Origin of the sequence: Candidatus Poriferisodalis sp. (genome assembly GCF_965219595.1) — a bacterium.
Classification (GTDB): domain Bacteria; phylum Actinomycetota; class Acidimicrobiia; order Acidimicrobiales; family Poriferisodalaceae; genus Poriferisodalis.
Window position 1 is genome coordinate 1,262,639 of the sequence record NZ_OZ244781.1, and the last position, 18,853, is coordinate 1,281,491.

The following is an 18,853-nucleotide window of genomic DNA, read 5'->3' on the forward strand; positions in this document are numbered from 1 at the left end:
CGTATGAGCCGGACGAATGCAGTGCGCGCCGTCTGCTCGGCTCTGTTGGTGAGCGTGACCGCTCTCGTGGTCGTGCCTGGTGCGGCCGCCCAGTCCGGTGAGTCTGAGCTTGCCGTCGTAGAGCTCATTCGCTACGGCGGTGCGGACCGCTACGCGACATCGCTGCTCGTGGCGGAAGCTTTGGCTGCGGACGCGGGCGACTCGCTCGACTGGGCAGTGATGGTGTCGGGACGGAGTTGGCACGAGGCCGTCGCGGCAGCATCGGTGGCTGGGAGCCTCGAAGCACCTGTGCTGATGACTCCTCCCGATCAGGTGCGCGACGACGCTCTGGAGTTTCTGGATCGTGTCGGTGTGTCAAAGGTGCTGCTCGTCAGCACCGACTCCGAGTGGACTCGTTCGATTGATGCGGCAGTGGACGAGCAGCTGCGAGACGCAGGATTGACCGTTGAACGCATCGGCGGCAGTGATCAGTTTCTCACCAGCGTCTCGGTGGCGGAGCGTCTCGGCGACGTCGGCACGCTGGGCGACCGCGGCTCCACGGCGATCATCGCGAGCGGCGAGGTCTTCGCAGATGCGCTGGTGGCCGGCCCGCTCGCCGCGCGCGGCGCCCACCCGGTGCTCCTCACGCCACAGGACAGATTGCACAGCGCAGTCGCCGGCTATCTGCAGGACGCCGGAATTTCGAGCGTCGTCTTGATGGGCGGCACCGCAGCGCTCTCGGGGGCCGTCGAGACGTCGATCAGCGAGATGGGCATTGCAGTGAACCGCACGGCGGGCGCGACTCGCTTCGAGACGGCGATTCTGACCGGCGAGTTCGCCGCACAGCACAGCAGCGACGGGTGCTTCAGCAGCGGCCGCGTCGGGTTGGCGCGCGCTCGGGTCCCGTTCGACTCCTTCAGCGCTGCGCCGCTGATGGCCCGTCAGTGCGCCCCGCTGGTACTCACTGATCCAAAGAAAATCCCAGAGAGCACAGCGGCATATCTCGACGGCGTTCGCGGTTCCGTTGACAGTGGCGTTGTCAGCGTGACCGTGTTCGGCGGGGACGCAGCCGTCTCACAGGCTGCCATTGACGCATACGTGATGCGAGACGGCGCACCAGAACCCGAAGCAAGCGAAACTGCGACCCAACGCTGCGGCGGCAGTTCCGCGGATCGACCGCAGCAAGTCGTGGGCGGGAGAACCAGTATCGCCAGAGAACCGGATTGGTCGCCTGATTGCAAGCAGATCGCGTTTTCGTCCGGAGGTTCTGTGGTTGTGGCGGACCGAGATGGCTCGAATGCTCGGGTCGTCTTCGGTGAGCCTGGGAGCTCCGCTGTCGAACCGACGTGGTCACCTGATGGCTCGAAGATCGCATTTGTCTTGTGGACGGACGAACGCTCGCAGGGCCGCCGTTTCGATCGGAGGCACATCTTCACCGTGGGAGCTGACGGCACTGGCGCAAAGCAATTGACGACTGGCGCCGTCGAGGACAGCATGCCGACGTGGTCGCCGGATGGGCGCAAGCTGGTCTTCAGCCGGCAGACATGGTCCGAAGAGTCCGCTGAGGGCAGGCGAGGCATCGAGTGGTTCATCGCGACGGTGGATGCCAATGGCAGGAACCTTCGGGAAATCACCCGAGGTCCATTCAGCGAGACCCACCCATCGTGGTCGCCCGACGGTTCCCGGATTGCCTTGGAGTGGAACGGGCAGTTGGCGGTCATGGATCCCGATGGGACTGACATCGAGCCACTGCCGATCGATCATGAACTCAATAGCTGGAGCAAGCTGTCGTGGTCGCCCGACGGTGACCAGTTGGCATTCAGCATCTTCGAAGAACGAGGCGGCCGCTCGGTGGTCGGCGAATCGAACATCGCCGTCTTCGATTTTGGTACCAAGCAGGTCACCGAGATCACTGACTTGAAGGGTGATGAGATCAACCCTGACTGGTCACCGGACGGACAGCTGATTCTGTTCAACACCTTCGAGATGGGCTATCGATACAGCCGAATCTTCGTCACCGGTGCCGACGGTGCGTGATGTGTTCGACCGGCTGATTCGGCGCAGCAGTACGTTCGTCATCAGGCTGACAGGCGGGTAACGCCCGCTGCTCACTGGGAGAGTGCGAAGACCAGAGCGTGCTGATCGGTGCTGCCCACAGGCGGTCCCCGAACGGCATGATGCCCGGGCCGGTATGAAGAACAAGGCCTGCGAGGAATCGGCTGCCTTCCTCGTCGCGCAGCCAGGCGAGGTGTCGGGCGTCATGGCGGGACGGGGCGGCGGCGGACTTGATTTCGATGCCGATGATGTACCCGGAATCGAGTTCGATCACGACATCGACTTCGTGTCGACCGTTGTGCTGCCGCAGGTGATGCAGCGTGCAGCGATGCTCGCTGACGGTGGCCTGTGCTCGAAGCTGAGCGACGACGAACGTCTCGAGAAGGCGGCCCAACAGGTCGGCATCGCGCATCGCCCCAGCCTCGGTGGTGCCCGTCGCCGCGGCGAACAGCGAAGGATCCACGAGGAACCGCTTCGGGCGCTTGACGAGCCGTTTCGTGCGATTCGATGACCACGCCGGCAGTTCGCTGACCACATAGATGCGCTCGAGCAGGTCGAGATACGCATGCGCGCTGCGCCGGTCGATTCCGGCAGCCGTATAGAGAAGCGAGTCGTCCACGATGCGAGCGCATTGATGGGCGTATGCCGCGAAGTAGCGTCCCAGCCGGCTGCGGTCGACACCGTTGCCAGCGAGCGCGGCGTCACGGCCGACGATCTCCGCGGCGTAGGTATCCAGCCATCGTCGGCGGGCACGTTCGGGAGTGCCGAGGGCCGCTTGTGGGAACCCGCCTCGCACGGCCATCCGCACGTAGTCTCGGATGTCGATGGCGGAGCCCGTGACGCGTGAGCCGCCGATCGCATCGACGGCCCAGCGGGTTGGCGCGGCCAGCGTGGGGTCGCCCTCGACGACGCGGTCGACGAGCATGGGTGCTGTCGCGGCTGACAGTTCGCCGACGGTCAGCGGGAACATCTCTACGCGAGTCACCCTTCCGGTGCCCGGCCATGTCCGATGATCGGTCTCGGCTCGTACCGATCCAGTCAGGATGAAGCGTCCTGGACGGGGATCACGGTCACACGCGCGCTTCACCGCCCCGAGAACTTCGGGCACCTCCTGCCATTCGTCCAGCAGGATGGGTTCCGCGAGCCCGTCGAGCGCTGCATCGGGATCCGCTGCTGCTACCTCGGCCTCGGCTGGACGGTCGAGATGGATGACTGTGCTGGCGTGCCGGAGGGCGGTTGTTGTTTTGCCCGCCGCCCGCGGACCGACCAGCGATACAGCCGGCAGCGTCTCGAGCAATTCCGCGATCAGCGGGTCAGCGAGCCGCTCCAAGTAGCCGTCCATGCAGCGAGCGTAGCTGCCGAGTCTGGAATGTCGGTTTGCAACAGCCTGTGATGTCGGTTTGCAACACTTCATAATGTCGATTTGCAACATCATGCGATGTCAGTTTTCGACAACATGCTGCGATCTCAGCCCCAGCGTGAACTGCTGACCGTGCCTCGCACGGGGCAGCCCCCTCTCGGCTAGTCCCGGATTGCGAGTGAGATCATCCCGCTGAGCGACTTGGTGTCCTCATCACCGATCAGGTACTTGATCCCTCGGTGTAAGTGCAGCCGGAACTGATTCGCGACAGCGTCCGGCGTCTGCTCAATGCCGTCTGCCTCGCAGCGCGCTCGGACGAGCGCTGCATAGAGGTCAGCCGATGCTCCTCCGAAGGTTGACCAGGACATCTCGACGCTCGACATCATGCCGATGTCTTGTTGCGCTGGAGCCGATTCCTCGGCGAGAGAAGCACACAGGGCCCAGCGGCACAGCACATTCCAGTTCTTGATTCCCGTGCGGCGCTTAAGCGTCGTCAGATGGATCTTTGCGCGTTCGTCCACGCGGACCACATCGACGGGTGCCCCTCTCAACGATCTGCAGGGGACGAAGGTCGACCTGCCACTTGCCGCGATTGAGTACGACAACCCGACACTACGCACCGGGCCTCCGACGAAGTGGTCGGCGATCTCGTCGCTCCAGGCATTCGTTCAGATGGTCGAGCGGGCCCTCTTCCTCGGTGAAAAGTACGTCGACAACGTCAACCTGCCGGTGAGGGGTCGGCCGCCTGAGCTCACTAATGACACGTTCTTTCGAGAGCAACTTGACGTGACAACGCTCTTCCCGGCGAGCATTGCCACTAGCCGTGGTTCCTTCGACAGGGAGGAGCTCAGTCGCTTCAGCTTTCCGCGCGAGGCGGTGGGTGGGTTGACGGAACGATTCCTCCAGGGATGGGGCCGCGGCCTCCTGCACCTCCTCGGCAACGTGCTCCCGTATCGGGTCCACGCGAACGCGCTGTCCGCACTTGCTGAGCAATGGCAGCCTGCCGACGAGAGCGCGGTTGATGCCTTGGCGAGGGAGGCTGTCTTTGAAGGCGTCGGGATGTACTGGATTCTCTTGAATAGCTTCCGCCGCTGGACCGATGATGGCGGGATGGGAGACTCGACGCCTGATGTGGTGAAGGCATGGAATCACCTGACATCCAAGCGCGACGCGTTCAGACAGCTGAGGGCGACGGAATACCTCAGCGAGGAGTTCGCCGGAGATGACACCGCCGCATGCGACGATTTCTTCAGCGTGGTCAGCACTCAGGCATGTCAAGCTGGCCTGGCGCTCACGTTTGCCACACTCGCGCGAAAGTCGGGTGCCAAGGGCGAGGGGATCGTCGGCGTAGCGCGCAGCCTGACGGCTGCCATCAACGCCGGTCTCGCGGGGCGGGGCAGCAGTGGCCGCTCGCGCAGGCTCTGCTTGGCGCAGCGTGTCGAGCACCCGTTCAACCGTGTCCGGAACATGAATCCCGACCGATCGGTCGAGTTTCGATACCAGTGGCTCGAAATCGCGGTCACGCCGGAAGGACTCGCTGCGTATGCGGAAGCCGGAGGCCGTGTGGATGCCGAACTCCTGCTCGAACTTCGCAACCTTGCGCGAACCCGTTACGCAACACTGCTGATTGACGAGCGTGTCCAAGAGGCTCGACGGGGCCGAAATCTGAGTAGGGACGATGTTCTGCTGGCAGCCACCGTCGAGGTGACAGCAGCGCTGCGCACGGCGCTGTCGGAGTGGTTCAACATTGGGGGCAGCGAGTTCGATGAGTGGGCTGCAGATGCTGATCTCAGCCTTGCCGAGAGCAGCGACAGCGAGTCCGACGAAGACCTCTGATGTCCGGCCACGCGGCGAGCCGATGTGGGCCGGAAGTCAACGGCTGCGCACTGGACTGCTCGTCAAGTGGGACGATATAGAGACGCTCGAGTTCACACCGCTCAACCAAGGAGACAGCAATGGCTCGCGATAGCAGGGGCGTAGGACTCTTCGAACGTCGTGGCGGTTACATGCCAGACGAGGAATTCCCGCCTGAGCAGGTTCCGACGGATATCTACGATTCGCCACCCGTCAGCAAGCCGCCCGTGAGCCCTCCTCCGTCTGACGAGGACTAGGAAACTCAGCTGCGGCTGAGCTGCTCGACCGCGACGGCGGTGTAGTCGCCGTGGGGGCCGTCGTGGCTGAACACGTAGGCGTTGGTGCGGTTCGCGTCGCCAGCGACCGCGATGACGAACTTCGCCGGCTCCGAGACGATCGGCACCAGGCGGTCGGGATCATCTGAGGCTGCGAACTGCGACGGCAAATCGCCGGCCGCGACCACGTCGGTGAGCCGGGGGCGGCCTGCCGCCAGGTTGGTCCACTCGCCGATGAGCTTCTCGAATCGCCATGCCGGGATGCGAGCGTGCTCAAAGAGCGCCTCGGCCAGGTTCGCTTTCGTCCAGCCGGCTGCCGCGCAGGTGCGCGCCAGGATCGGCGACAGCACCAGCAGCGGCCGGTAGTGCATGCGCCCGAGCCCGTACAGGTGCCCGAGGTCCCAACCGGTGATCCGCGCCAAGCCGTCGGCAAGATACGGCACGATCTCGTGGGGTGTCGAGCCGAACGCGCTGCCGACAATGGCACCGCTGTTGAAGCGGGCCATGGTCAGCACGTCGTCGTTCCGGCCGAAGCCGAACTCGGCGCTGACGGGGTCCCAACCGATGTCGGCGAGGGCGGCGGCGTCCTCGCACAGCACCACGCGGAACGAGTTCCCGAAGGTGGACTTGTCGTGCTCGGCCGCAGTGAAACCGAACACGTTGCGCTGGTAGAGCCGCAGCCAGCGGCCGACGCTGGTGTTGGCGCGCACACCGTCGCGCAGTGCCCCGACGCCGGAGTTGAAGCCGAGGCCGGCAGCGCTCGGGCCGTCGAGGATCATCAGCGCGTCGGCGCCGGTGGTGTTGCCCGAGTGCTCAGCTCCGTAGTGCGGGTCGGCCAGGATGCGTGCTGCGGCGAGCAGCACACCGAGATGTCGTGGCTCGCAGCCCGCCATGACGGCGTTGGTTGCCACCGACCACACGGTCATGTCGCGGCCGGTCGTTCGGGCAATGCCCAGCGACTGCTGAGGATCCAAACCCGTGCCGGTCAGGAAGCGCTCGACCCGGTCCCGCGTCGGCGGCACGATCGGCAGGCCGTCGGACCATCCCCGCTCGGCGAAGGCGTCGTTGATCTCGTCCACCGAACCGCTGATCGCTGTGTCGTACGGGCCCAAGGCAGTCGATTCGCCCATGTCCTGATCGCCGGGCCAAGCCGTTCCGTTCGTGCCGTTGCGTGCGGCGGACGCTCCGGTCAGCCCGGCGACGATGGCGTCCACGGTGTGATCGACGAAGTTGCTCTCCATGTCCGAAGCGGACTGGGCGTCTACGTGGCCCACCGTGACTGCCAAGGGCAACCCTTCGAACCCGAACCCGCGTGCGGTCGCGATGGCCTGGCCGTCGAAGCTCTCGCACACGATCGAGACCGACGGCACCCCTGCGACCTCGGATGCGACTGCTGCCCGCGCCACGGCGGGCGTGCAGCTGCCTCAGCAGCCCATGCCCGACACCACGGCGTCGACAGCTCGTGAACGCAGCGAGTCGGGCAGGCGGTCGATGACGGCGGCTTCATCGCCGCCGTGGGTGTTGCCGAACGTCTCGTAGCCGACGAATGTCACGCCCTCGTAGCGGGCAGCCAGCTCGCGTTCGAGAATCGGGAACAGCTCATCGCCCCGGAACAGGTAGTCCCACAGGAACCCGATCCGCTTGCCGTCAAGCGTGTCGAGCCTCGGCGCCAAGTTCCGGCGCTCGATGCCTGAGGGCGCTCCGGGCCACACGACGTCGTAGGACGGTTCGGTCATGGGAGCATCCCCCTGCCGGCGCAATGGCTGTTGTTTCCCGCTCTTGTTCCCGATCCCCATGTGATTGGGCTCACGGGCCGCTCGGGCCACGGCTTCGCCATTCGGCTCAGCCTCTGGGGTCGGGCACGTCAACGTGGACGGTCGCGATATCCACCTCGTGATACTGCTGATGATTCACCGATGCTGCGTGATGCCGGAGCATCCGCAAGGACAGGTCTCGCTCGACTGGCCTCTCGGCGCTGTGCGAATCCAGCACGGCGAGCCGGTCCTCGATGTTCTCCTCGCTCGCCGCGGCCACGAACTCGAGGACGGCACCGCCGTCCTGCTTGCTCGCTGTCAACCGCAGAGTGCGGCCCTCGCCTGCACCAGCAGGCCGTTCGGCGTCGATCAGTGTCAGCAGCGCCTCCTCGGCCACTGCGTCGAGGCGGTCCGACATCAACCGGTTCCAGCCGTTGCGGTCGGCGAAGCGGCCCAGGAACACCCGAACCTGCGGCAATGACTGGGCCGTCAACTCGCAGCGCATCCGCTGAGGGCGAGCTTGGGCGACCTCGGTGAACAGCGTCAGGACAATGGCCGTGAGCCCGCCGGCCGTCATGCCGTTCTCGAGGAAGCCGCCGGCAAAGCCCGACAGGTACTCGGGGAAGATCACGCCGTTCTGGAAGCCCACGCCGATCCAGAACGAGAAGCCCGCGATCAGCCCCTTGCGGTAGTCGGTGGCGTCGGCGATGACGATCTGCATGCCGGTCACGAACAGCATCGCCAGCAGGATCGTTGCGTATGCCGCGACGACGGCGTCGGGCACCGCCATCACCGTGGCCAGTGCCTTGGGCACGAACGCCATCACGATGAACGCGGCACCGATGGCCACGCCCACCCGGCGCGCTGCCACTCCGGTCAGCTCAGTGACGGAGATGCTCATGGAATAGGTGGTGTTGGGCACCGTGCCGGCCAGTCCCGACAGCAGATTGCCGGTGCCGTCGGCGGCGACGGCGCCTTGCACTGCCCGGTAGTCAACGGCTCTTGGCCGCCGCCAGGACACCCGCTGAATGGCCACCGAATCGCCGATGGTCTCGATTGCGCCGATGACGGTGGCGAACACGAAACCCGGCAGGAGGATCCAGAACTCGGATCCGAACGTGAAGTCGAAACCGGGCCAGCCGCCGTCGGGCAGTCCGATCCAGCCCGCACCGGCAATCCGATCGAAGTCGTACAACCCGAAGAATGCTGCAACCGTCGATCCGACCACGATGCCGATGACTGGCGCCCACAAACGGAGACTGCCGCGGGCCTTCAGCGCGATCACCACAATGACGCCGACGGCCACGAGAGCGCTGACGGGCGCACTCGCCGCGGCCGCGCCTTCGGGTGACGCAGCCACCATGTCGAAGATGAGCGGCATCACCGAGACTGCGATGAGCATGACCACAGTCCCGGCCACGGTCGGCGTGAACAATCGCCGGAACAGGGCGAGCTTGGCAGCCAGCAGGAACTGGAACAGCGACGAGGCAACGACCAGGGTGGCCAAGAGCCCCGGCCCGCCGTCGACGAGCGCCGTGACGCACACCGCGATGAAGGCTCCGGATGTACCCATCAGCAGCACGTATCCCGCGCCGATGCGTCCGAACCGCACGGCTTGCAGGATGGTGCTGATGCCGCTGATCGCTGCGGCGGCGAACACCGCCCACGCCAAGTACGCGTCTGATCCGTCGGCGGCCCGGACAACGATGGCAGGTGTCAGCACGATGCCGGCGATGGCGAGGATGGCGAACTGCAAGCCGAGTCCGGCGGTGATCGGCAGCGGGGGTGTGTCAGAGGCTTCGAAGCGGATGTGACGACCGGGGGTTGTTGCGGGTTCCTGCATTGAAGGATGCTCGCAAGTCATGTCCCGAAGCGCAAGCACTCCGAGCCCATCGGGAGCGTGCGGGGCCGGTAGCTTCACCCGGCGTGATCGATCTCCGCCGGCTTCGGGATGACGCCGCCTATCGCGACGGCGCCGTGCGCAAGGGCGCGTCGCCGGAGTTCATCGACGACGTGCTCGCGGCCGACGAGGCGTGGCGAGGGATCACACATCAGGCCGAGGAAGCGCGCGCTGCGCAGAACGCTGCGTCCCGCGAGATCGGGCGCGCCGCTCCCGAAGACCGCCCGGCCAAGATCGCCGAGGCGGGCCGCCTCAAGGAAGAAGTCGAGAGCCTCGAGACTTCCGAGCGTGCTGCTACTGAACGCCGTACCGAGCTGGCGCTGCGGGTTCCGAACCCGGCTGCCGCCGATGTTCCCTCCGGCGGCGAGGAGCACTTCGAGACGGTGCGCGAGGTGGGGGAGCGCGGCGATCCGCCCGCGTACGACCATGCAGAGATCGGAGCGCTGAGCGGTCTGGTGGACTCCGAAAGCGGGGCTCGCAACAGCGGCACGCGGTTCGCCTACATCAAGGGCGCCGCGGTACGGCTGGAGTTCGCCCTGGTGCAGTGGACCATGGACGTGCTGGAGCGCAACGGCTTCCTGCCCGTGGTGCCGCCGGTGCTGGTGCGCGAGGAGCTGATGGTCGAAGCCGGGTTCTTCCCTGCCGACCGCCACCAGGTGTATGAGATCGACGGCGACGACCTGTTCCTGATCGGCACCTCGGAGGTGGCGCTGGCCGGTCTGCACCGGGGCGAGCGCTTGGAGCGGGACGGGTTGCCGCTGCGCTATGCCGGGTTCTCGTCGTGCTTCCGGCGCGAGGCCGGCACCCACGGCAAGGACACCCGCGGCATCTTCCGCGTCCACCAGTTCGACAAGGTGGAGATGTTCTCGTTCTGCGACTCGGAGACGAGCTGGGACGAGCTGGAGGCCTTGCGTGCCATCCAGGAGGAGATCGTCGCCTCGCTCGACCTGCCCTACCGGGTCATCAACGTGGCAGCGGGCGATCTGGGCGCCGCGGCGGCCAAGAAGTACGACCTCGAGGTGTGGCTGCCGTCGGAGCGGGCGTACCGCGAGGTCACCTCGTGCTCGAACTACACCGACTATTCGGCACGCCGGCTGGGCACACGCTGGGTGGACGACGACGCCAGCGGCTTGGTGCACACGCTCAACGGCACCGCGTGCGCTGTCGGCCGCACGCTCGTGTTCATCATGGAGAACCACCAGCGCCCCGACGGCTCCATCGCAGTGCCCGAAGTGCTCCACCCCTGGCTCAACTTCACCGAGTTTCCCGCCCCCGCCTGAAGCGCCCTGAGCCGGCTGACTGGCGCTAGACGAGCCGGAGGCCCACGGTGGCGGCGGCGGTTGCGCCGGTAATGGTGAGCGAGACGTAGCCGAGTGCCAGCAGCGGGCTGGCTCGCATGAGACGTGCGCTCTCGGGAAAGATGCCCGACACGGTGGTGAGGGCCCCGAGGCCCGCTGTGCCCACGATGGTTGCTGGGGCGCCCGATGTGCTCGCGAGCAGTCCGAGTGCGAAGGCGCCGGCGATGTTGATGAGCAGTGTCCCGCCCGGCCCGAGCGTGGTGCTCGCCCGCCACCGGAGCAATGTGCCGACCGCGGCCGCGACGCCGAACCCGACTGCCGTTGCGAACACCGTCATGGCCGTCTTCCGTAGCTGAGCACGACAGCCAAGCGGCTCATCACAAATGCCGCGGTGCAGGCCGCGGCCGTCAGGCCGAGCCATGCCGCCGCTGTCGCGATGCGGCCGTCGTCGAGGTATCTCGCGAGCTGCAGCGCGAGCGCCGACATGCTGGTCAGTGCGCCGCAGAAGCCAGCCGTCAGCCCAGGCGACGGCGCCGCAATACTCCGGCCGGTGCTGTCGATGCCGCGTCGAACCGGCGCGCGGTGCCGGGTCCGCTCGTGGCGGGCGGTTGCCCAGCCGACGATGCCGCAGCCCATGACGTTGACGATGAGCAGCGCCCAGTTGTCGTCAACCTGTGTGGCGACAGTCCAACGGATTGCGGCGCCGACGATTCCTGCTGCCGCAACCGCGGCTGCGACACGCAACGACATCGGCGTGTCTCAGTCGGCGAGCGCAGGCTCGGGCACCAGCTCCCTGCCGGCGCTGTGCGGGGCCTCCGAGGCCGTCCATGCACGCGCTGCCGCCGCTAGGCCTTCGATGAGTGCCTCGTGATGGGGCACCCGTCCGGGGCCGCGGAATCCTGTCCACATCGGGCTCTTGCCGCGGATGCGCGGCGGCAGCTCGATCTGAACACCGCCGTGGCGGGGCAGGTTGCAGGGGTTGCGCGGGTGCTGGCCGGCCAGCGTCTTGGGGATGTCGTCGAGACGGTGAAGGATCTCGTAGTGAGGCAGTCGCCCGATCAGATGCACCGCGACATGGGCCGCCAGCGTCCGGTTGCGCCCGCCCAGCAGCACCGCTCGCAGCAGCCGGGGGCTGCCGAATCCGTGGACTGCCACCACGACATCCACATGGTCGAGGAACTCGCGCAGCACCGGCGAGTCTGCGGGATCGAAGCAGTGGCTGGGCAGGTGCCACTGATCGTCGGGGCCCTGCAGGCATGCGTACACCGAGGCGCCGCTGCGCTCGGCGGCCGCCGCAGCGATGTCGTCGGTGACCTCTTCGAGCCACCCGCCGTGAAAGGCCATGAAGCCGAATCGCGAGCGGAGTCGCAGCATCTCGGTCACACCGGGTCGGGCGAGCAGTTCGGCGAAGGGCCGCTCGGCATCGAGGAGCGTGCGGTCCTTCAGGTGCAGTGCCACGGTGGCTTAGTTCAGCACCTCAGCGGCACTGCCCGCTTGATCCGGCTCAGAGGATTCATCGGCGAGGTCCGACGCCGCTGGGTCGTCGCCGCCGCGTCCGGACACAAGCATGGCCATGCCGCCGATGGCGAGCACGATGCTCATCACGAGACCCAGCCGCAGCCCGCCGACCGAGGCGACCCAGTTGCTCAGGCTGCTGCTCCACCGTTCGACCGTCACCACCAGTCCGTCGCCGCCGCGGTCGGTCAGGTCGATGAACCAGTACCAGATGGTGAACGCGCCGGCAGCGATCATCAGCACTGCCGCGATCGTGTCGGTGTAGCGCATAAGCACGCGGAGCTTGCTCAGCAGCCAGCCGCGAGCCAGCGCCAGGCTGACGGCCAGCGACGTGAGCACGAGGCCCATGCCGAGCGCATACAGCACGAATGACACGATGCCGCCGACGAAGCTGTCGTCGCCGGCCGAAGCGGTGACCACCACCAGGAACGTCGCCAGCCCGCACGACACCGAGGCCACGGCGTAGCTGACGCCGAACAGGAACAGCGAGCGGACGTCCCGGCCCGAGGCGCCTCGCTCGAACTTGGGCAGGTATGCCGTCAGGCGAAAGCCGGCGAGGATGGCGACGCCGAGTGCGATGAGGCCGACACCGATCACGATGGCTGCCCACGGCACGTAGTCGCGCAGGGCGCTCAAACCCGCCGACAGCGCGATGCCGACGATGCCGAACACCACCACGATGCCGGTGGTGACAACGGCGCCGGTGGCCAGTGCCCGTCCCACGCCGGCGCGGGAGCTGCCCTCGCTGGCGCGGCGGTCGATGCCCAAGAAGAACGACAGGTACGCGGGCAGCATGGCGAAGCCGCACGGGTTGATGGTCGCCACGATGCCGGCTGTGAAGGCGAAGGTGAGTCGAGCGCTGTTCATATGCCGCTGCGTCCTTTCTGCGGGCTCATAGCCCGCTGCGCTAGTTGCTTCGGGCTCATAGCCCGCTGCGCTAGTTGCTTCGGGCTCATAGCCCGAAGTGCTCCTCTGCTCGGGTCGTGATGTCGTCGAGGGTGAGCAGGCCGCTGTGTGTCTCGAGAATCTCACCGTTCGGTGACACGAACACCGTGGTGGGCATGCCCAGCCCGCCGAAGTCGATGAACAGCTCGCCTTCGTCGAGCCCGGTGGGGTAGGTCACGCCGCGGTCGATCACCGTGGCAATGGCGTCCTCCAGCCGATCATTGGCCGCCAGACCCAGCACAGCCACCTGCGTGCCGTGGGCGTTCCAGAAGCGTTCGAAGTCGGGCATCTCGGTGACACAGGGAACGCACCACGACGCGAAGAAGTTCACGATGAGCGGGCAACCTGCGTAGCCGGCGAATGCTGCGGGTTGTTCTTCGAGTGTCACGAAGCCGAGCGCGTGCACGCCGGTCAGGCCCGAATCCACGTCGTGCTCGACCGGGTCGATGTCGTTGCACGCCGGGGGTGGTTCCGACGCTGCGGTCGCTGTGGAATCCGATCCGGCCGCATCAGTTGCAGCTCCGTCGGCACTGGCTGAGTCGGCTGAGCTGGCCTGGCTAGCGTGCGCTGCAGCATCGCCGCCTTCGACCTCGGCTTCCATCGCCACTAGCGAGGTCATGGCGGGTTGCCCGCCGCCGGCCAGCAGGAACACCGTCGCCCCGAGTGCGTAGAGGCCGAGCAAGGCGAACAGTCCGCCGCGCCAGCCCCTGAGCTGTGCCCGCCAGCGTGCGCCGCCCGGTGAGTCCATGCAGAGGCGAGGCTACTTGTGCCCCTTGCGGCGATTGGCTCAGGACGGCAGCGGCAACACGAAGGGCCGACGAGTGGCGACGGCCGGACCGCTTCACCGCTCGACGGCCCGCCCCGGGGCTGCCAGCCGCCCATTTCGGGCAGCCTCAGTTCACCGGGGCGGGCCGTCTTGATGAGGCCTGCGGGGGCACTGCAGGCCTTGGTGCCGGGTTTGCCGGAGGGGGTCGGCAGACCCAGCGGAGGGACCCGTCGCAGAAGCTGGGTCCACTCGGAGGACGCGCCTGAGCAGGGGAAGACTCAGGCGCGGGCCAAGTCGGGAGGCAGCGGCACCTCCTCGATCATGAGCTGCGGGTGGCCGCTTCTGGGCGGCCGGCCGCGCGGGCGTTTGTCCCTGCAGACGCGCCCGTTCTCGAAGAGCTCGCCGCCCCACACGCCCCATGGCTCGTGGCGTGCCTTGGCGGCGTCGAAGCACTCGCTCATCACTGGGCAGGCCGAGCAGATGGCCTTGGCGCGAGCGATCTCGTAGAAGTTCTCCGAGAAGAACAGCGGCGTCAGGGTGCCCACGAGGTCGCGGCAGCGACCCCGTGCGCGCCAGCCCTCATTGGCGAGGGCCGCTGCGTCGTCGGTGTTGTCGATGACCAGTTCCAGCATGAGCTTTCTCCTGTGTCTTGTGAAGCAGTTGTGGTTGACGGGCAGTGGTGTCGGTGCGTGCACCGGAAACGCAAAACGGCCGCCGGGTTGTCCCAGCGGCCGTTCGGAGAGTTCTGGTGTCTCAGTGGACTACATCAGATACTCCGAAGGCCGCAGGCGGTGACGCTTGGTCGTTGGCGTCGGGTAGGCACCGTGACCGCGCACCGCATGCTGGAACATGACCGGCATGGGACCCACCGCCGCGAACTGGCCGATGGCCGTGCCGCGCGCCCGCATGCGCGTGACGGGCCGCCAACAGCGCACGCCAGTTGCCGGCACCCGTACGCGATACCCGCAGGCACGCGCTGCGGTGTAGGCGCCGTGGTCGAACATTGGGGATCCAATCGTGCGAGAGGTCGGGGCTGGTGGCCAGCTGCGGATACCCGACGATAGGCCGCAGCGGCGCCAACAGCACCACGTCGCGGCAGGCCGTGTCAAGTTATTTTCAGTCGAACTCGTATTCGAGGACGTCATCGGGGCGCCGGGAGACGCTGACCTCGCCGATGTAGCGCAGATGCTCCAAGTGAGCGAACGTCTCCGACTCGGCCATCGGGCCCCACGAACGCTCCTTGAACAACTGCTTCATGTAGTCCTGCACGGGGGCACGGCCGAGCCGGTCCGAGGAGTTGCGAAGCAGGTCGAGGCGCTCGTTGTGGTGACGCTTGATGTCCTCCACGCGTCCCGACAGGTCGGTGAACGGCTGGCCGTGGGCCGGCAAGCCCATCGTCACGCCGTCGAAGCTGGCGACCCGGTCGAGGCTGGTGAAGAAGTCCTTCAGCGGGTCACGCGCCGTGGTGATGCCCGAGATGTGCGGCGTGATCGTGGGCAGGACATGGTCGCCGCAGATCATGAGCCCGCCCTCGGGATCGAACAGGCACAGGTGATCGATGGTGTGCCCGGGGGTGTGCACTGCCACGAACTCGCGCCGCGCCAGCTTGATCCGGTCGGCGTCCTCGACGTGGTGTGTGGGATGAGGGGTGGCGAACCAGCGCCCGCCCCACCCGTTGCGCATCGCCCAGTAGCCGAGCTTGGCCCGGATGGGCATCTTGTAGCGCTGGCCGCCCCATGGTGTGGGGCCGCCCGGTCCGGTATCGCGCCCGCCGTGCACGGGGTCGGCCACGAGCTCGTTGTTCTCCCCGTCGGACGACACCTGCTCGAGGGCTTCCTCGTCTTCGTCGGCAGTGTCCCACCACAGCCGGAACGTGCGATGGGTCACCAGGTCGGCGCCGTACTCGCGGACGAAACGGCCTGCCGCCCCGAAGTGATCCGGGTGGCTGTGCGTGACGATGATCGAGTGGATGCGCTCCGGCGGCACCTCGGCTTCGGCCAGCCCCGCCATGAGCGCTTTCCAGTTGGCCGGGCCCGGCAGGCCGGGATCGACGAGGGCGGCACCGCGATCGTCGTCGAGGATGTAGCAGTTCACATGCCCGAGACCGGGCATGGACATCGGCAGCTGCAGCCGGCGCACGTCCGGCGCGAGCTCAGTGATCTTGCCGTCGGGCGGCATCTGCTCTTCGCGAGTCGGACCTGACACGGGGTGCAGACTAGCGAGCCGCCCCAACCTTCTAAAGAGCGTTCGATTCTGTGCCGGGCTCGGTGGCTGGGCCAGTCGCACTCGGTTGGAGCCACTGGTCGCGGTAGAAGCGCAACTCGTCGATGCTCTGGAGCACGTCGTCGAGGGCTCGGTGCTTGGTGGTGTTGGCGCGGGCCTTGGCCAGTCCGGCCCACTCCTCGGCAACCTCGGGCCGCCAGCGCTTGGCGAGCTCCTTGATCGACGACACGTCCACCACGCGGTAGTGCAGGTGCCCCTCCAGCGCCGGCATGTACTGGTCCAAGAAACGGCGGTCGGTGCCGATCGAATTCCCGCACAGCGGCGCGGTGCGGGGCTCGGGAACGTGTTCGGTCACGAACGCGAGCGTGCGTTCCTGCGCTTCAGCCACAGTGACCTGCGACGTCCCGATCTCGTCGAGCAGCCCGGTGCCGGCATGCATGGTGTGGACTTCCGGGTCCATCGCGTCCAGGTCGGCTTGGGATGCCCCGATGACCAGCGACGGTCCCGTGGCGATCACTTCGAGGGCATCGTCGGTGATCACTGTCGCGATTTCCACAATTCGATGGCGCCGATGATCCAGTCCAGTCATCTCCAAGTCGAGCCAGACCATCACATGCTGCATGGTAGGCACGAGCCGGGCTGCTGACCGCAATAGCGTTCAGTCGATGAAGGGCGTGCTGCGACGACGGCGGTCGCGTCGCGGCCAGCGACGCCGCGGCGGATCACGTCGGCGCCTGGTCTCTGGCGGACTTGAGCCCGTCGAGCGGCTCATTGCCGGCCTCTCGGTGCTCGCGGTCATCTTGGCGGCCGGCACGACGGGCTATGTGCTGCTCGGGCTCGGCGCGCTCGATGCCCTGTATCAGACCGTCATCACCGTCTCGACGGTCGGCTACAGCGACCCGGCGGGCACAGGCGGCCGCTACCAGATCTTCACGATCGCTCTCATCCTGCTCGGCACCGGCACGTCGCTCTACACGATCGGCGTAGTCATTGAGATGCTGTTCGAGGGACGACTCGACGACCACATCAGGAGGCGGCGCATGCAACGTGCCATCGACAGTCTTTCCGGCCACGCAGTGGTCTGCGGTTACGGCCAAGTCGGCCGGGCCATCGCCGCGGCCATGATCGACGCAGGCACCGATGTGGTGCTGATCGACCGCGACGCCGACGTCGATCCCGGCGATCTGTATCTGGTGCCCGGCGATGCCACCCACGACACAACCTTGCGGAACGCCGGGCTCGAGCGGGCCAGTTCGCTGGTGGTGGCCTTGGACTCCGATGCCGACAATCTCTATGTCGCCTTGAGCGCCCGCGCGCTGTGCTCCGAGCTGTTCATCGTGGCGAGAGCGAACTCGGGCGACGCATTGCCGAAGCTGCAACAGGCGGGCGCCGATCGTGTCATCAACCCGCACCAGATCGGCGGGGCACACATGGCGGCGGCTGCCCTGCGCCAGGACGCGACCGAAGACGGCGCGAGCCCGTCGGTGTCGTAACGGCAACTGCGCGACTCAGTCGGCCACGAGGTGCATGGCGCGGCGCGCCTGCTCGATGCGCTCGTAACCCTCGGTGTCAGCGAGGTAACGACGCTTCGCCAGCCGCGCACGGGCGCGGCGCCTGCGGGCCTTCACGGCTGCGGCACTTGCAATCTTTCGGCCAGCGCCTGCGGCAACAAGGCCGCTGGCTGCCAGCCCCGTGGACGGGGGCCGGGACGGCGTCTTGGCGGTGCGATCGGCCTCGAATTCGAACTGGGAGAGATCGAACAGGGTGAGCGGCGGCTGCGTCGGCGGGTTCGTGGCCATGCCGTCATGGCTACCGGTGGGGTGTGACAACCAAAGCGAACGATCCCCGGCTTCAGCGGCCCGAGTGCCCGAACCCTCCAAGACCCCGCTCGGTCTCGTCGAGCGTCTCCACCTCGTGCCACTCGGCCTGCTCGACGCGCTGGATGACCAGCTGGGCGATCCGGTCGCCGCGCTGGATCTCGTAGGGCTCGCTGGGGTCGGTGTTCAGCAGCAGCACCCGCAGTTCGTCCCGGTAGCCGCTGTCGATCAAGCCGGGCGAGTTCACGCAGGTGATCCCGTGCCGCCACGCCAGCCCGCTGCGGGGCTGCACGAATCCTGCGTAGCCGGGCGGGATTGCCACAGCGATACCGGTAGGCACCATGGCCCGGCCGCCGGCTGCGGCCAGCGTGACCGTCTCGGCGGCCAGCAGGTCGCATCCTGCGTCGCCGGGCTTGGCGTACGCCGGCAGTGGAAGGTCGGGGTCCAGGCGTCGTATCGGAACTGCCACCACGGCGAGCACTGTAGGTGAGCATCGAGCAACGTCGGTTGTTGACAGCAGCGGCTGGCGAGCGTGCGCCGGGGCGGTACTTCACGAACTGCGTGTGCACACAGCCTGCGGCTTGCCCGAACTGGCGGATTGCTTGTCGGCCCTGTTGAGTTCGTCCGTGGTCGTGGGGTCATTGTCACCCTTGCCAGTGGGCCGCTTGAAGATGGCTTCGACGTCGAGGTTGGTGTCGCTGTAGAGGATTTCGAGGCGTTCGCAGCGGGCCGTGAAGTAGAGCTCCCAGCGTTGCCAAGTGTTGTAGCGGGCGTCGTCGGGTGATGCCGTACGGGCTTCGCGGATGACGGTGTCTGCGGCGACGTTGGCGGCTGTTTCGCGTGCGCTCGCGCCGCCGAGTTGTTCGGCGGTGTCGTCGACGACGTTTTGGACGAGGACGACGGCGAGGGCGGCGAGTCCGGCGACGGCGGCAACTATGAGCAGCCATTCGAGGGTGGTGAGCCCGGCCTCACCACGCGGAGCGCGTCGAGAGCGCGGTCCGCTGCTGAGTGCTGAGCCGGAGGATTCGGAGGCTGGGCGCCCGGTTCGGCAGGCCCGCGTGGGCGGTCTATTGGATAGCGCGTTCATGAAGGTTCCTTTCGTTGACGACGCG

Annotated in this window: 20 protein-coding genes; 4 read left to right on the top strand and 16 right to left on the bottom strand. The window is 66.9% G+C overall.

The annotated features are described in order from the left end of the window. Positions 1–48: 48 nt before the first annotated feature. On the top strand, positions 49–2,016 hold the full coding sequence (locus tag ACOQPE_RS05505; protein ID WP_420610864.1) for a cell wall-binding repeat-containing protein: 1,968 nt from the start codon (positions 49–51) through the stop codon (positions 2,014–2,016). Here the strand turns inward: ACOQPE_RS05505 and ACOQPE_RS05510 are convergent. Further along, a complete protein-coding gene (locus tag ACOQPE_RS05510; RefSeq protein ID WP_420610865.1) occupies positions 1,994–3,376 on the bottom strand; it encodes an ATP-binding protein in 1,383 nt (460 codons plus the stop codon). The two genes, ACOQPE_RS05505 and ACOQPE_RS05510, sit on opposite strands and share 23 nt — an antisense overlap. Positions 3,377–3,555: 179 nt before the next feature. Then, on the bottom strand, positions 3,556–3,915 hold the full coding sequence (dndE, locus tag ACOQPE_RS05515) for a DNA sulfur modification protein DndE (RefSeq protein WP_420610866.1): 360 nt from the start codon (positions 3,913–3,915) through the stop codon (positions 3,556–3,558). A 151-nt stretch (positions 3,916–4,066) separates the two neighbouring features. Here dndE and ACOQPE_RS05520 point away from each other — a divergent pair, with 151 nt between their 5' ends. After that, on the top strand, positions 4,067–5,230 hold the full coding sequence (locus tag ACOQPE_RS05520; protein WP_420610867.1) for a hypothetical protein: 1,164 nt from the start codon (positions 4,067–4,069) through the stop codon (positions 5,228–5,230). 280 nt (positions 5,231–5,510) lie between these two features. Here ACOQPE_RS05520 and ACOQPE_RS05525 read toward each other — a convergent pair whose 3' ends face one another. Together ACOQPE_RS05525 and ACOQPE_RS05530 are read right to left on the bottom strand one after the other, a co-directional pair. Continuing rightward, positions 5,511–7,319, bottom strand: coding sequence for a UGSC family (seleno)protein (locus ACOQPE_RS05525; protein WP_420610868.1), 1,809 nt, complete (start codon positions 7,317–7,319; stop codon positions 5,511–5,513). Between the two features lie 46 nt (positions 7,320–7,365). Then, positions 7,366–9,120 (bottom strand): uracil-xanthine permease family protein, encoded by a 1,755-nt coding sequence (locus tag ACOQPE_RS05530; RefSeq protein WP_420610869.1) that lies wholly within the window; start codon positions 9,118–9,120, stop codon positions 7,366–7,368. Positions 9,121–9,203: 83 nt separating this feature from the next. Here ACOQPE_RS05530 and serS point away from each other — a divergent pair, with 83 nt between their 5' ends. Next, positions 9,204–10,457, top strand: a complete 1,254-nt coding sequence (serS, locus tag ACOQPE_RS05535) for a serine--tRNA ligase (protein ID WP_420610870.1) — start codon at positions 9,204–9,206, stop codon at positions 10,455–10,457. Between the two features lie 25 nt (positions 10,458–10,482). Here serS and ACOQPE_RS05540 read toward each other — a convergent pair whose 3' ends face one another. The 9 genes from ACOQPE_RS05540 to orn form a co-directional block, all read right to left on the bottom strand. Continuing rightward, on the bottom strand, positions 10,483–10,812 hold the full coding sequence (locus ACOQPE_RS05540; RefSeq protein WP_420610871.1) for a CrcB family protein: 330 nt from the start codon (positions 10,810–10,812) through the stop codon (positions 10,483–10,485). Then, positions 10,809–11,225 carry a CrcB family protein gene (locus tag ACOQPE_RS05545; RefSeq protein WP_420610872.1) on the bottom strand — a complete coding sequence of 139 codons (417 nt, stop codon included), beginning with the start codon at positions 11,223–11,225 and terminating at the stop codon, positions 10,809–10,811. The genes ACOQPE_RS05540 and ACOQPE_RS05545 overlap by 4 nt, the downstream gene beginning before the upstream one ends. Before the next feature lie 9 nt (positions 11,226–11,234). Then, the gene (locus ACOQPE_RS05550) at positions 11,235–11,933 is read right to left on the bottom strand and encodes a poly-gamma-glutamate hydrolase family protein (RefSeq protein ID WP_420610873.1); all 699 of its coding nucleotides are present in this window, start codon (positions 11,931–11,933) and stop codon (positions 11,235–11,237) included. 6 nt (positions 11,934–11,939) lie between these two features. Next, positions 11,940–12,857 carry a cytochrome c biogenesis CcdA family protein gene (locus ACOQPE_RS05555; protein ID WP_420610874.1) on the bottom strand — a complete coding sequence of 306 codons (918 nt, stop codon included), beginning with the start codon at positions 12,855–12,857 and terminating at the stop codon, positions 11,940–11,942. 85 nt (positions 12,858–12,942) lie between these two features. Continuing rightward, positions 12,943–13,683 (bottom strand): TlpA family protein disulfide reductase, encoded by a 741-nt coding sequence (locus tag ACOQPE_RS05560; protein WP_420610875.1) that lies wholly within the window; start codon positions 13,681–13,683, stop codon positions 12,943–12,945. A 296-nt stretch (positions 13,684–13,979) separates the two neighbouring features. Continuing rightward, the gene (locus ACOQPE_RS05565) at positions 13,980–14,333 is read right to left on the bottom strand and encodes a WhiB family transcriptional regulator (RefSeq protein WP_420610876.1); all 354 of its coding nucleotides are present in this window, start codon (positions 14,331–14,333) and stop codon (positions 13,980–13,982) included. A gap of 129 nt (positions 14,334–14,462) precedes the next feature. Beyond that, positions 14,463–14,705, bottom strand: coding sequence for a hypothetical protein (locus tag ACOQPE_RS05570; protein ID WP_420610877.1), 243 nt, complete (start codon positions 14,703–14,705; stop codon positions 14,463–14,465). Positions 14,706–14,817: 112 nt separating this feature from the next. Beyond that, entirely contained in the window at positions 14,818–15,906 is a 1,089-nt protein-coding gene (locus tag ACOQPE_RS05575) for an MBL fold metallo-hydrolase (RefSeq protein WP_420610878.1), read from the bottom strand. Positions 15,907–15,937: 31 nt separating this feature from the next. Continuing rightward, positions 15,938–16,534, bottom strand: coding sequence for an oligoribonuclease (orn, locus tag ACOQPE_RS05580; protein WP_420611362.1), 597 nt, complete (start codon positions 16,532–16,534; stop codon positions 15,938–15,940). 55 nt (positions 16,535–16,589) lie between these two features. On the opposite strand from orn, the gene ACOQPE_RS05585 reads away from it, so the two are divergent. Beyond that, positions 16,590–17,417 carry a potassium channel family protein gene (locus ACOQPE_RS05585; RefSeq protein WP_420610879.1) on the top strand — a complete coding sequence of 276 codons (828 nt, stop codon included), beginning with the start codon at positions 16,590–16,592 and terminating at the stop codon, positions 17,415–17,417. A gap of 15 nt (positions 17,418–17,432) precedes the next feature. On the opposite strand, the gene ACOQPE_RS05590 is transcribed toward ACOQPE_RS05585, so the two are convergent. The 3 genes from ACOQPE_RS05590 to ACOQPE_RS05600 form a co-directional block, all read right to left on the bottom strand. Beyond that, positions 17,433–17,723: a hypothetical protein gene (locus ACOQPE_RS05590; protein WP_420610880.1), complete on the bottom strand. Its 291-nt coding sequence runs from the start codon at positions 17,721–17,723 to the stop codon at positions 17,433–17,435. A gap of 52 nt (positions 17,724–17,775) precedes the next feature. After that, positions 17,776–18,210, bottom strand: a complete 435-nt coding sequence (dut, locus tag ACOQPE_RS05595; protein WP_420611363.1) for a dUTP diphosphatase — start codon at positions 18,208–18,210, stop codon at positions 17,776–17,778. An 81-nt stretch (positions 18,211–18,291) separates the two neighbouring features. Beyond that, complete coding sequence (locus tag ACOQPE_RS05600) at positions 18,292–18,828, bottom strand: hypothetical protein (protein ID WP_420610881.1); 537 nt, start codon at positions 18,826–18,828, stop codon at positions 18,292–18,294. Positions 18,829–18,853 lie beyond the last annotated feature (25 nt).